The organism is Pseudomonas sp. FW306-02-D09B (genome assembly GCF_058782685.1).
This window is the reverse complement of sequence record NZ_JBYSXY010000013.1, coordinates 41,916-55,048: the sequence shown is the minus strand read 5'-3', so window position 1 is coordinate 55,048 and position 13,133 is coordinate 41,916. Positions and strand designations below refer to the sequence as shown.

The window sequence follows — 13,133 nt, the reverse complement described above, 5'->3', positions numbered from 1 at the left end:
CAGATGGAACGTGGTCGCTGGTTTTGGGGCCGCTTCGCAGCCCAACGGGGGCAAGCCCCCTCGCCACAGGATTACCGGTTAGCTGCGCAGACTTGCAACTTCCTGCCCCCAGCCGCATAAATTACCCCATGAACCTCCCCGTATCAGCCGAGAGCGCCCTGGCAGGCTTTCACCCTGCCGTCCGCGCCTGGTTCAACAGCACCTTCCCGGCGGTCACCGCCGCGCAAGCCGGCGCGTGGCCGTTGATTCGCCAGCGCCGTTCGACGCTGGTTGCCGCGCCGACCGGCTCCGGCAAAACCCTCACGGCGTTTCTTGCGGTCATTGACGATCTGGTCCATCAAGGCCTGGCCCACGGTGGCGAATTACCCGACGAAACCCTGGTGGTTTACGTCTCGCCCCTCAAGGCGCTGTCCAACGACATTCAGATCAACCTGCAAACCCCGCTGGCCGGTATCACCGAGCAACTGCGACAACTGGGCTTCCCCGAACTACAGATCAACACCGCCGTGCGCACTGGCGACACTCCGCAAAAGGACCGCTCGGCGATGCGCAAAAGCGCGCCGCACATTCTGGTTACCACCCCGGAGTCACTGTACGTGCTGCTCGGCTCCGACTCCGGCCGGCGCATGCTCGCCAGCACCCGCACAGTGATCGTCGACGAAATCCACGCCATCGCCGGCAGCAAGCGCGGCAGCCACCTGGCCCTGAGCCTGGAGCGTTTACAGGCCTTGTGCTGCGAGCCACTGATGCGCATCGGCCTGTCTGCCACGCAAAAACCCATCGAAGCGGTTTCGCGTTTTCTGGTGGGCACCGGCCGCCCCTGCGAGATCATCGATATCGGCCACGCTCGTCGGCGGGACCTGGGCATCGAAGTGCCGCCGGTGCCGCTGTCGGCGGTGATGGCCAACGATGTCTGGGAGCTGGTCTACGACCGTATCGCAGAGCTTGCACGCGAGCATCGGACCACGCTGATTTTCGTCAACACCCGACGCTTGGCCGAGCGCCTGAGCCGTCACCTTAGCGAGCGCTTGGGCAAAGACGCCGTCGCCGCCCACCACGGCAGCCTGGCCAAGGAGTTTCGCCTCGATGCCGAACAGCGGCTCAAGCGTGGCGACCTGCAAGTATTGATCGCCACCGCGTCGCTGGAACTGGGCATCGACATCGGCGACGTCGACCTGGTCTGCCAGATCGCCTCGCCGCGTTCGATCGCCGGGTTTCTGCAACGGGTCGGACGCTCCGGGCACCAGGTCGGCGGCACACCCAAGGGCCGCCTGTTCGCCACCACCCGCGACGACCTGATCGAATGCGCCGCCCTGCTCGACTGTGTGCGCCGGGGCGAACTCGACACCTTGCTGATCCCCCAAGCGCCGCTGGACGTACTGGCGCAGCAGATCGTCGCCGAGGTCAGTTGCCAGGAATGGCAGGAGCGGGCCCTGCTCGAAATGGTACGCCGCGCATCGCCCTATACCGAACTCGACGAAACGCACTATCAAGCGCTGCTGCAGATGCTCGCCGAAGGCTATAACGGCCGCCAGGGAATCCGCAGCGCCTACCTGCACCGCGACGCGGTGACTCGCACATTACGTGGCCGGCGCGGCGCCAAACTGACGGCGGTGACCAGTGGCGGGACGATTCCCGACAACGCCGATTACAGCGTGCTGCTGGAGCCACAAGGGCTGAACATCGGCAGCGTCAACGAAGACTTCGCGGTGGAAAGCATCGCTGGCGACGTCTTTCAGTTGGGCAACACTTCGTACCGGATCCTGCGGGTCGAAACCGGCAAGATCCGCGTCGAAGACGCCCAGGGACAGCCGCCGACCATCCCCTTCTGGCTCGGTGAAGCACCAGGGCGCAGTGCCGAATTGTCGCTCGCCGTGGCGCGCCTGCACGCGCATCTTGATGAGCTGCTGAGCGCGACGCCCGGCGATGTGCAACCGAGCATCGACTGGCTGACCGAGACCCTCGGCCTGAACCTCGCCAGCGCCGAACAACTGGTGGACTACCTCGCCCGCGCCCGGCTGACGCTCGGCGCCCTGCCGTCTCAGGACACGCTGCTGATGGAGCGGTTTTTCGACGAGTCCGGCGGTACTCAGTTGATCATTCACTCGCTGTTCGGCAGCCGCATCAACCGTGCCTGGGGCCTGGCTTTGCGCAAGCGTTTTTGCCGCACCTTCAACTTCGAATTGCAGGCTGCCGCCAGCGAAGACGCCATCGTCTTGTCGCTGTCCACCAGCCACAGCTTCGAGCTGGACGAGGTCTGGCGTTATCTGCACAGCAACACTGCCGAACAGATCCTGATTCAAGCGGTACTCGACGCGCCACTATTTGGCGTGCGCTGGCGCTGGAACGCCGGCGTCGCCCTCGCGTTGCCGCGGTACAGCGGCGGACGCAAAGTGCCGCCGCAGATCCAGCGGATGAAAAGCGAAGACCTGATCGCCAGCGTGTTTCCCGACCAGATCGCCTGCCTGGAAAACCTCGTCGGCGAGCGCGAAATTCCCGACCACCCGCTGGTCGAACAAACCCTCGACGATTGCCTGCACGAAGCCATGGACTGCGATGGCTGGCTGGCGCTGTTGCGGCGCATGGAGCGCGGCGAAGTGCGCTTGATCAGCCGCGACTTGCCTGCGCCCTCGCCGCTGGCGGCGGAAATTCTCAGCGCCCGGCCCTACACCTTTCTCGACGATGCGCCGCTGGAAGAACGCCGTACTCAAGCGGTGCTCAACCGCCGCTGGAGCGACCCGCAATCGACCGATGACCTCGGCGCGCTGGATGCCGAGGCCATTCAATCGGTGCACGATGAGGCCTGGCCACTACCCACCAACGTCGATGAAATGCATGAAGCGCTGATGAGCCTGGCGGCCATCAGCGGCGCCGAAGCACAAGCCAATCCGCAGTGGCCGCACTGGCTGCAGGCCCTGGCCGACAGTGGTCGCGCCAGCCGTTTGCAGATCAACCCGGATCAAGCGATATGGCTGGCACTGGAGCGCCTGACCTGCCTGCAAGCGATCTACCCACACGCCGCGTTGTTACCGCCGTTGCAGGCCTTGCCGGGTTTCGACGAAACCTGGGACGCCGATGAGGCGCTGGTCGAACTGATCCGCGCTCGCCTGAGCGCATTTGGTCCGTTGCCGATTCATGCGATTGCTCAACCGTTGGGGCTTTCGACGGCTCAAGTCACTCAAGCGCTGGCGCAACTGGAGCGCGAAGGTTATGTGTTGTGCGGGCGCTTCAGCCCGGCGGCCTCGCAAAAAGAATGGTGCGAACGGCATTTGCTGGCGCGCATTCATCGTTACACGGTCAAACGCCTGCGGCGGGAAATCGAACCCGTGGCGTTGCAGGATTTCATGCGCTTTCTGTTTGACTGGCAGCATCTGTCGCCAGCCACCCAAGGCCAGGGCAGCGCGGTGTTGCCGGCGATTGTCAGTCAGTTCGAAGGCTACCCGGCAGCCGCGTCTGCCTGGGACAGCGATCTTCTGCCGGCGCGGCTCAAGAACTATTCATCGACGTGGCTGGATGAGCTGTGCCGCAGCGGGAAACTGGTCTGGACCCGGCTGACGGTGCGCAACAAAGCCACTAGCGCAGCGCTGCGCAGCACGCCGATTGTGTTGTTGCCACGGGCACAGGTCCCGCTCTGGAGCAGCCTGACCGAGCCACCGGAGGTCAGCGAGCTGTCGCCCAAAACCCAGAAAGTCCATCAAGCGCTGAGCCAACATGGCGCGCTGTTCTTCGATGAACTGCTGCACGAAGCCCATCTGCTGCGCAGTGAACTGGAGATCGCCTTGCAGGAGCTGGTCGGCGCCGGGCTGGTCAACGCCGACAGCTTCGCCGGCCTGCGCGCGTTGATTACACCGGCCAGCAAACGCCAGGCGCGCAGCAGCCGACGGGGACGCGGGGCGTTTGTCGGCGGAATGGACGATGCCGGGCGCTGGGCCTTGTTGCGCCGTCAATCGATGCCGCCGGTTGTGGATAACCGTGGCACCCCGAGCGAAACCCTCGAACACATCGCCCTGACCTTGCTCAGGCGTTACGGCGTGGTGTTCTGGCGGCTGCTGGAACGCGAGGCCGAGTGGCTGCCGAGCTGGCGCGAATTGCTGCGCACCTTTCACCGGCTGGAGGCGCGTGGAGAGATTCGCGGCGGACGTTTTGTCAGCGGTCTGGCGGGTGAACAATTCGCCCTGCCCGAAGCGATCCCGCTGCTACGCGAAGTACGCCGCCGCCCGCATGACGGCAGCCTGATCAGTGTTTGCGGCGTCGACCCGCTAAACCTCGCCGGCACTCTGCTGCCGGGGCACAAAGTCCCCGCCCTCGCCAGCAACCGGTTGGTGTACCGCGATGGTTTGCCAGCCGCGGCCGAAATCGCCGGCACTCAGCATTACTGGCTGGAACTGGATCAGCCCAATACCGCTGAGCTGCACAAAAAACTGACCCAATACAGAACCCTGTAAGCGGTTTTGGGTTACGCGCCTTTGATCTTTGCTTAACGGTCAAATATCAAATGCCCGCCTCGCTATTTTTCCGCAAGAACCCAACCCCGACACTGCGCTCCTGAATCAAACCACCGGAGTTGCAGCCATGCCCATTGCCTTGCTCGCGCTGACCCTTAGCGCTTTTGCCATCGGGACGACCGAGTTCGTCATCGTTGGCCTGTTACCCACCATCGGTGCCGACCTTGGGGTCAGCCTGCCGTCAGCCGGCCTGCTGGTCAGCCTTTACGCACTGGGTGTCGCCATTGGCGCACCCGTGCTCACCGCCCTGACTGGCAAGGTCCCACGCAAATTGTTGCTGCTGTCGCTGATGGTGCTGTTCACCCTCGGCAACCTGTTGGCCTGGAAAGCCCCGAGTTACGAATCGCTGGTCATTGCGCGAATCGTCACCGGCCTGGCCCACGGGGTGTTCTTCTCGATTGGCTCGACCATCGCCACCAGCCTGGTGCCGAAAGAAAAAGCCGCCAGCGCGATTGCCATCATGTTCACCGGCCTGACCGTGGCCCTGGTGACCGGCGTGCCGTTGGGGACCTTTATCGGTCAACATTTCGGCTGGCGCGAGACCTTCCTCGCCGTGTCGGCGCTGGGTGTGATTGCATTCATCGGCAGCCTGATCTACGTGCCAAAAAACATCGCCCACAGCAAACCCGCGTCGTTGTTGCAGCAATTGCAGGTACTGAAACAACCGCGTTTGCTGCTGGTGTACGCCATGACGGCTGTCGGTTACGGCGGTTCGTTTATCGCCTTCACGTTCCTGGCACCGATTCTTCAGGATATTTCCGGCTTCAGCGCCAGCACCGTCAGCCTGGTGCTGCTGGTCTACGGAGTCTCGGTGGCCATCGGCAATATCTGGGGCGGCAAACTGGCCGATAAACGCGGACCGATCAGCGCGCTGAAACTGATCTTCGCCCTGCTCGCCGCGGTGCTGTTCGTACTGACCTTCACCGCCGGTAATCCTTGGCTGGCACTGGCCACCGTACTGGTCTGGGGCGCCGTGGCGTTCGGCAACGTGCCCGGCCTGCAAGTGTATGTGGTGCGTCAGGCTGAGCATCACACGCCGAACGCGGTGGACGTCGCTTCGGGTCTGAACATCGCAGCCTTCAACCTCGGCATCGCTGGCGGTGCCTGGGGTGGCGGGTTGATCGTCGCCCACATGGGCTTGATCCATACTGCGTGGATTGGTGGTCTGGTGGTGCTGGTCGCGTTGGCGCTGACCGCCTGGAGCGGTCGTCTCGATCGCCTCGGCCCGGTGTATGCCGAGCCGGTGCAGGGTTCGGCACAGATTGTCGCCGGGCACTGATCCCTAACAAAAACGCAGTCTTTGGGCTAATGCCAGTCAGCTAAGCCGGTACGCAATCCGTAGCAGCTGGCGCAGCCTGCGTTCGGCTGCGTAGCGGCCGTAAATCCTGCCTCCACGGTTAACCTGAAATAACGTGGTACCTGATTTCACGACTGCTACGCAGCCGAACGCAGCCTCGCAGGCTCGGCAGCTGCTACGGGGACGTGTTGCTTATTGCCGTGCGGGGGCCGTCACCCCGAATCGTGCGCGATAATCGCTCGGCGCCAGGCCGGTGATTTTCTTGAACGTGGCGCGAAACGCACTCGGGTCCGAGTAGCCGACGTTCCAGGCGATGTGATCGATGGTGCCGTTGGTGAACTCAAGCATTTCCCGGGCCTTGCCGACTCGCAGGTGCTGGCAGTACTCGGTCGGTTTCAAACCGGTCGCGGCTCGAAAGCGCCGCAGGAATGTCCGCTCTTCCAGCCCTGCTTGCTGCGACATCGCGCTCAGCGACACCTCCACCGCACCGTTGGCTTGCAACCAGTGCTGAACCTTGAGAATCGCTGCATCGCCATGGCTCAGAATCGGTGCGAAGTTACTGCCGCATTCGCTCGCACTGTCGCTGTGTTCGATCACCAGAAAACGCGCAGTGCTGGTGGCGATGCTCGGCCCCATCAGACGATTGACCAGGCGCAAACCCAGCTCTGACCAGGCCATTAATCCGCCAGTGGTGATCAGGTCGCCGTCGTCGACGATGGGTTTGTCGGCGTTGAGCGCGACCTTCGGGTAACGCTCGGCGAATTTTTTCGCCGAGGTCCAGTGAGTGGTGGCGCGACGACCGTCGAGCAGACCGCTTTCGGCCAACAGAATAGACCCCACGCACACCCCGCCAAGGGTCGCGCCAGCCGCGTGTTGCTGGCGAATCCACTGAATAAGCGCAGGCGATGCCTGACCTTCGGAAAAGCCGCCAATCGAGGGCGGGATCAACAGCGCTATCAGTGCGCCGTCAGCAGCGGGATGACTGTCGTAAATGCGTTGGGGCGCATGCTCGGCATCCGCCTGCCAGTGGCTGACTCGCAACAATGGCAGTTGCACGCTCTGATGCTCGGCGGCAATGCGATTCGCGACACCGAACAAATCCGTCAAACCATGCACCGCCGCCATCTGCGCGCCGGGATAGATCAGCACGCCCAACTCGGCGACTGCGCGTTCTACGCCCATTGTCAGTTTTCCCCCTTCTATTGTCGGTGCGGCCAATCCTCGAACGGCCGGCGAAACCCAATACTTCGTTCCACACCAACCCTTCCGAGGAAACAACCATGGCCAAGCAAGCGCTCATCGTAGTCGATATCCAGAATGACTACTTCCCTCAAGGCAAATGGCCGCTGGTCGGCGCCGACGCGGCTGCCGACAATGCCGCGCGGGTGATCCAGGCCTTCCGTGATGCCGGTGATCAGGTGGTGCATATCCGCCACGAATTCACCTCTGACACCGCACCGTTTTTCACACCGGGATCGGAGGGTGCGCAGCTGCACCCAAAAGTCCGCAACCGCAGCCATGAACCGGTGGTGCTCAAACACTTCGTCAACGCGTTCCGCGAAACCGAACTGGAGGCGATCCTTGACCAACACGGCATCGACAACCTGGTGATCGTCGGCAGCATGAGCCACATGTGCATCGATGGCGCCGCACGTGCCGCGGCCGATCTTGGCTACGGCGTCACAGTGATCCACGACGCCTGCGCCACCCGTGACCTGGAGTTCAACGGGGTTATCGTTCCGGCGGCCCAGGTACACGCGGCCTTCATGTCGGCCCTTGGATTTGCCTATGCAACGGTGGTGTCCACCGATGACTTCCTGACGACCAGTCACTGAATCTGTCTCCATCAAAACCCGAAGGCCCGTAGCGCTGACACGCTACGGGCCTTTTTTCGTGATGAAAATCAGTCGATTAAAAATCTCACGCGTGAGTTGTTGAGAGTGCCTGAATTTATCTGTAGTGTTCTCACGCGTGATACAAAACAAAGCGGAGCCACTGCAATGAAACGTCGCTCTCCAGCAGCCTCAGACACAACACCCGCGAGCAGCCAGGGAGAGCGCTCGAAACCCTCCGCGAAAAAACCATCGAGCTTCTATATGAAGCAGATGCGCGGAGGACTTAGCGCCGCCGGCTATGTGAAACATGAAACTTGGGTGCTTCCCGAAAACCGGAGCCTGCTCAAGCAAATGGAGAAACAGCTACGCCAGCCGATCCTGGCTGGTTCATTCATGTTGGAGGATTACATGAGCGCAGGTAACAACTGGAACATCGATCGCCTCTTCAGCGCCCTGCAGGCCCTTGATGAGGTGGTATCCAATGAAATCACCCTGACGTTGATTCAAGGCTCCGAGCAGAGCATCAAGCTTGAAATGAACGAGTTTGGCGGGCTGCCGATTTACATCGCCGTCGTCGGCGAGCAAATCATCGTCGACACGGTGCTGGTCGATCTCGAATCCATCAAGGACGTGCAGCGCTTCAACGATGCCGTGCTGCGCAGCCGGGAAATGTTCCCGCTGTCGTCGATCGGAATTGAATCCATGCCCAACGGCCAGACCGTCTACAACATGTTCGGTGCGCTCAGTTCCGAGTCCAGCCTGACCAACGTCGTGACCGAAATCAAAACCCTCGTCGACAACGTTCAGCGCGCCAGCGAAGCCTTCGAAAGCTTCTTCAACTAATTTTCGGGAGTACCGACGCATGCAAAACCAATCGATCTGGAGCAAGTTGTTCACCGCACTGCGTGGCGGTGCCAGCGAAGTCGGCGAAGCCATCGCCGACCAACAGGCCCTGCGCATCCTCGATCAGGAAATCCGCGACGCCGACAGCGCTCTGGCAAACGCCAAGCGCGAACTGGTCACCATCATGGCCAAGCACAAACTCTCGGCCGAGCGCGTGGCGCAGTACAACGCCAAGATCAAGGACCTGGAATCCAAGGCCATGGCCGCGCTCCAGGCCAACCGTGAAGACCTGGCACTGGAAGTGGCCGAAGCCATTTCGACCCTGACCAACGAACTCGACGCCGAACAGAAGCAAACCACCGAGTTCGGTGCCTACGCCGACAAAATGCGCAAGGACATCACCAAGGCCGAAGCCCGCATCAAGAGCCTGCGCCAACAAGTGGACATGGCCAAGGCCCGTGAAAGCGTACAGAAAGCGCAGGTCAGCGCCTCCATCGCCAGCGGCGGCGCCAACGGCAAACTGGAAACCGCCGTCGGCACCTTGAACCGTCTGCAAGCCAAGCAGGAACAACGTGCTGCCGAGCTGGAAGCGAGCGACGAACTGGCGGACGCGTCCACCGGCAACGACCTGGAGCGCAAGCTGCGCGAAGCCGGTATCACTCCGGACCAGGGCAGTGCGAACTCGATTCTGGACCGCCTGAAAAAACAATCGGCCGAGTAACCTGCTTACGCAAGCACTCAGAAGCAAGGGCACCGACGTGCCCTTCTTTTTGTCGACTCGAGGACAAGGATGGACAGGGTAACCGGCTTCAAGATCATCGCAGGCCTGGCCATGCTGATGGTCGCGATCCACCTGCTGAACGTACTGACAGGCTACAGCCTGACGATATTCGGCCTGGTCCCCCGAACCGCCCACGGCCTCGTCGGAATTGTGGCCTCACCGTTTCTGCACATATCCTTCGCGCACTTGATCGCCAACCTGGTGCCGTTCCTGGTGCTGGGAACCCTGGTGATCGCCGAGGGCTTCAAACGCTTTGCGGCCGTCAGCGCAATCATCATTCTGTTCGGCGGCTCGCTGGTCTGGCTGTTCGGTTTCAACGGCGTTCATGTGGGCGCCAGCGCCTGGGTCTTTGGCCTCTGGGCGTACCTTCTGGCGCGTGCCTGGTTCCACCGCAGCTGGAGCAACGTTCTGATCGCCGGCATTGTCGCCCTCCTCTACGCAAGCCTGATTTTCGGCTTTATTCCGCGCCAGGGCACCTCATTCGAAGGGCATATTGGCGGCGCATTCGCCGGATTTATTGCAGCCCGGCTACTTCTCTCCAGGCCGCGCAGCAGGTCTAATGCAGCCCGGTAAACACGCGGGCACGAAAAAGGTCCACGGCGGGTTTATTCGTCAAGGACGCGTCACCCCAGGGAGCCAGGGACGAATGTCTATTTTCCTCTTTTTACGCATGTACGCAGCGTCGCTCATCCACACGTCTGGATCGGGCAGACTCGCCATCGCCTTGGGTGTACACGCTGCCAGCGCCTGCCTGGGCGAGCTGGCGCTCCTCATAGGCCTCCGCGCCAAAGGCCCACTACAGCCTTCGATCAATACCCCTTCCACCCGCCTGAAGGAAATCACCCATGGGATGGTTTAAACAGCTGATGGGCCTTGAGGCCCCGACACCCAAGGACAGCGCACCGGTTGCCGGCCCCCTCGGGCTCGGCCAGGGCAAAGCGCTGGTGTTCGACACTACCCTCAAACTGTTGCTTGACGAAAAAACCAGCGTGGTCATTCCCGGCACCCAGCAGATCTGGAGCGTTGGCACTGTTGACCTCGGCCAGTCGACCTGGCTTTCGCGCTACTACATGGACGACGAAGACTTCTGGCTGCAGGTTCATACCACTGGCGCCGTCGCCGGCCAGGTCGAGTCGGTGATCCTGTTCAACTACCAGAGCTACGTCACCCTCAACAGTGAAGCCGAACTGCGCAGGCTCGCGGGGCCGGACAGCCTGATCGGCCTGCCGACCTACACCCATGACGGCGTCGAATACAGCCGCGAATGGGGCACCGAGGCCGGGCAGACCGAGCTGGTGGCCTTCACTGAGCAGGTCAGCAATCCGGATCAGTCCTACGTCGTGGAACATCGCTCGATGCTCTACGCCCGCGAGACCGGTTTGACCGACCGCCGCGAATTCCTGCTGTTCTCGGTCGAAGAAGACGCCGAAGGCAGCATCAGCTTGAGCACCTCACTGGGTATCTCGCTGTACACCACCGACCTCACTACTCTTTAAAAAGGAACAGCCCATGCTAGAAGCACTCTCCGTCTCGCTGAACAAAGCCGCCGTCCTGGGATTTGTTTCGTACATCATCGGTGCCGCCCTGCTGTTCGCGATTTTCCAGTTCGTCTACACCCGCATCACGCCGCACAAAGAGTTCGAACTGATTCGCTCCGGCAACACCGCGGCCGCCATCGCCCTGTCCGGCGCCATCATCGGTTTCGCGATCCCGGCGAGCAATGTGATTGCCTACTCGGTCAACCTGCTGGACTTCGCCGTGTGGGCACTGATTGCCGCAGTGGTGCAACTGTTGGCGTTCCTGATGACCAGCCTGGTGCTTAAAGGCACCTCCGAACGCATCCGTAATGGCGAAATCGCTGCCGCCATCTACGTCGCAGCCGTCGCCATCAGCGTTGGCCTGCTCAATGCTGCGTGCATGACCCCTTCGCAGAACTGATCGCGCCACGGAGGCAATGATGAAACGAAGCAAGTACGTTCAACTGTCCCTGGCGGCATCGGTCGCCGTCGCAATATCCGGTTGCGGGCCGACAGAAAAAACCTACACAGTGAATCAGAAGTTCAACTTTCAATCCGTGCAGCAGTGCGTGGATCAAAAGCTTCCGGTGAGTGTCTGCTCCAACGCCTACATGACCGCCCTCACCGAACACCGTCGCATTGCGCCGCTGTATGACAGCCAGGCCGATTGCGACGCCGACTTTGTCGCTGACTGGTGCCAACAGGACTCCACCGGCAAGTTCATTCCAAAACTCGGCGGCTTCGAGCTGGCAGCCAATGGCGAAGTCACCCAGACCCAGCTGGACGCCGCCAAAGCACAACTGCCCGCCTCCGAAGTGAGCTCCGGCGGTTCAGGCGGAATGGTCAACGGTCTTCTGGCCGGCATGTTGATCAGCAATATGCTCAACAGCAACCGGGGCAGCTATAACGCCGAACCGGTTTACCGCTACCGCGATTCACGCGGTGACTACTCATCGTCGACGCTCAGCCAGCGCATCGCCACGGGATCGAGCTTCACCAAATCGGACCAGGCGAAATACGGTAGTGGCTACAGCAGCTCCACGTTCAAGTCGAGCAGCTCCAAGCCAATCTCAGTGGCATCGTCCACTTCCCGGGGCGGCTTTGGCAGCCAGGCCAGTGCACGCAGCGGCTGGGGTGGCTCGAGCAGTTCCGGTCGATCGAGCAGTTAAGGAGCGAGCGCCATGAAGAAAATCCTCTGCCAGGAACGTCACGACTGGAAGCAGACCGCCGAAAACCTCGGCTTCATGTTTCACACCATCGACGACGAGCCCTACTGGGACGAGAGCGCGTATTACCAATTCACGCTCAAGCAGATCGAGAACGACCTCGAAGACCCGACTACCGAACTCCATGAGATGTGCATGGACCTGGTCGACCGGGTGGTGCAGAGCGAAGAACTGCTGGAGCGCCTGAGCATTCCGGCGCCCTTCTTCGACATGATTCGTACTTCATGGCGCGAAGGCCATCCGCACCTTTACGGTCGCCTGGACTTCTCCTACAACGGCACCGGCCCCGCCAAATTGCTGGAACTCAACTATGACACGCCCACCAGCCTGTACGAGGCGTCAGCGTTTCAGTGGGGCTGGCTGGAGCAATGCATCGAACGCGGCTTGCTGCCCAGCCATGCCGATCAGTTCAACAGCATCGACACCAAGCTGCATCAGGCCTTTGCGCAATTGCAGATCAAACAACCTTTCTACTTCGCCTCGATGAAAGCCTCGGTCGAAGACAAAGGCACCACCGACTACTTGCGGCTGATCGCCGAAAAAGTCGGGATCGAGTCACGCCACATCGATATCGAAGACATCGGCCTCAACAGCGAAGGACGCTTCGTCGACCTTGAAGAACGCTGGATTCCCCACCTGTTCAAACTGCACGCCTGGGAATTCATTTTCCACGAGCCGTTTGGTGAAGCCATCGCCGGATGTGACACGCAGTTTTTCGAGCCGGCCTGGAAATCGATCATCTCGAACAAAGGCATCCTCCCTCTGCTGTGGGAGTTCAATAAAGGGCACCCGAACCTGCTTGCCACCCACCTGGATCCCGAGCCCGGAAAAGCGGTGCCGAAAGGCTGGGTGCGCAAGCCGTTCTTCTCCCGCGAAGGCGCCAACATCGAGCTGCAGACCCCGGATGGTCTGGTCGTAAAGGAAGACGGGCCGTACACCGACGCGCCGTTCATCCTCCAGGAGTTCGCCCCGCTGCCGAAGTTCGGCGACAGCTACACGCTGATCGGCTCCTGGGTGATCGGCGATCAGGCGGCCGGCATCGGCGTGCGCGAGGACAACAGCTTGATCACCAAAGACTCAAGCCGGTTTTTGCCGCACCTGATACTTGATTGAACGACCTCCACCTCCG

12 protein-coding genes are annotated in these 13,133 nt (G+C 61.3%); 11 read left to right on the top strand and 1 reads right to left on the bottom strand.

Going from position 1 to position 13,133, the window contains the following annotated elements:
- Positions 1-128 precede the first annotated feature (128 nt).
- Both AC3WK5_RS20760 and AC3WK5_RS20755 read left to right on the top strand, forming a co-directional pair.
- On the top strand, positions 129-4,445 hold the full coding sequence (locus AC3WK5_RS20760) for a DEAD/DEAH box helicase (RefSeq protein WP_103318351.1): 4,317 nt from the start codon (positions 129-131) through the stop codon (positions 4,443-4,445).
- A gap of 127 nt (positions 4,446-4,572) precedes the next feature.
- A complete protein-coding gene (locus AC3WK5_RS20755) occupies positions 4,573-5,784 on the top strand; it encodes an MFS transporter (RefSeq protein WP_019693863.1) in 1,212 nt (403 codons plus the stop codon).
- Between the two features lie 210 nt (positions 5,785-5,994).
- On the opposite strand, the gene AC3WK5_RS20750 is transcribed toward AC3WK5_RS20755, so the two are convergent.
- A complete protein-coding gene (locus tag AC3WK5_RS20750; protein WP_103318353.1) occupies positions 5,995-6,984 on the bottom strand; it encodes a GlxA family transcriptional regulator in 990 nt (329 codons plus the stop codon).
- Between the two features lie 98 nt (positions 6,985-7,082).
- On the opposite strand from AC3WK5_RS20750, the gene AC3WK5_RS20745 reads away from it, so the two are divergent.
- From AC3WK5_RS20745 to AC3WK5_RS20705, 9 genes are all read left to right on the top strand, one after another.
- On the top strand, positions 7,083-7,637 hold the full coding sequence (locus AC3WK5_RS20745; protein WP_103318355.1) for a cysteine hydrolase family protein: 555 nt from the start codon (positions 7,083-7,085) through the stop codon (positions 7,635-7,637).
- Between the two features lie 165 nt (positions 7,638-7,802).
- Positions 7,803-8,480, top strand: coding sequence for a YjfI family protein (locus AC3WK5_RS20740; RefSeq protein WP_054594265.1), 678 nt, complete (start codon positions 7,803-7,805; stop codon positions 8,478-8,480).
- Between the two features lie 19 nt (positions 8,481-8,499).
- Complete coding sequence (locus tag AC3WK5_RS20735; RefSeq protein WP_103318357.1) at positions 8,500-9,201, top strand: PspA/IM30 family protein; 702 nt, start codon at positions 8,500-8,502, stop codon at positions 9,199-9,201.
- 69 nt (positions 9,202-9,270) lie between these two features.
- Positions 9,271-9,834, top strand: coding sequence for a rhomboid family intramembrane serine protease (locus tag AC3WK5_RS20730; protein WP_103318358.1), 564 nt, complete (start codon positions 9,271-9,273; stop codon positions 9,832-9,834).
- Positions 9,835-9,907: 73 nt separating this feature from the next.
- Positions 9,908-10,120 (top strand): hypothetical protein, encoded by a 213-nt coding sequence (locus tag AC3WK5_RS20725; protein ID WP_103318360.1) that lies wholly within the window; start codon positions 9,908-9,910, stop codon positions 10,118-10,120.
- Entirely contained in the window at positions 10,107-10,757 is a 651-nt protein-coding gene (locus AC3WK5_RS20720) for a DUF2491 family protein (protein WP_103318362.1), read from the top strand. Before AC3WK5_RS20725 ends, AC3WK5_RS20720 begins: the two co-directional genes overlap by 14 nt.
- 13 nt (positions 10,758-10,770) lie before the next feature.
- Positions 10,771-11,199 carry a DUF350 domain-containing protein gene (locus AC3WK5_RS20715; protein WP_054594270.1) on the top strand — a complete coding sequence of 143 codons (429 nt, stop codon included), beginning with the start codon at positions 10,771-10,773 and terminating at the stop codon, positions 11,197-11,199.
- A gap of 19 nt (positions 11,200-11,218) precedes the next feature.
- Positions 11,219-11,947, top strand: a complete 729-nt coding sequence (locus AC3WK5_RS20710) for a DUF1190 domain-containing protein (protein ID WP_103318364.1) — start codon at positions 11,219-11,221, stop codon at positions 11,945-11,947.
- A 12-nt stretch (positions 11,948-11,959) separates the two neighbouring features.
- Positions 11,960-13,117, top strand: a complete 1,158-nt coding sequence (locus tag AC3WK5_RS20705) for a glutathionylspermidine synthase family protein (RefSeq protein ID WP_103318366.1) — start codon at positions 11,960-11,962, stop codon at positions 13,115-13,117.
- Positions 13,118-13,133 lie beyond the last annotated feature (16 nt).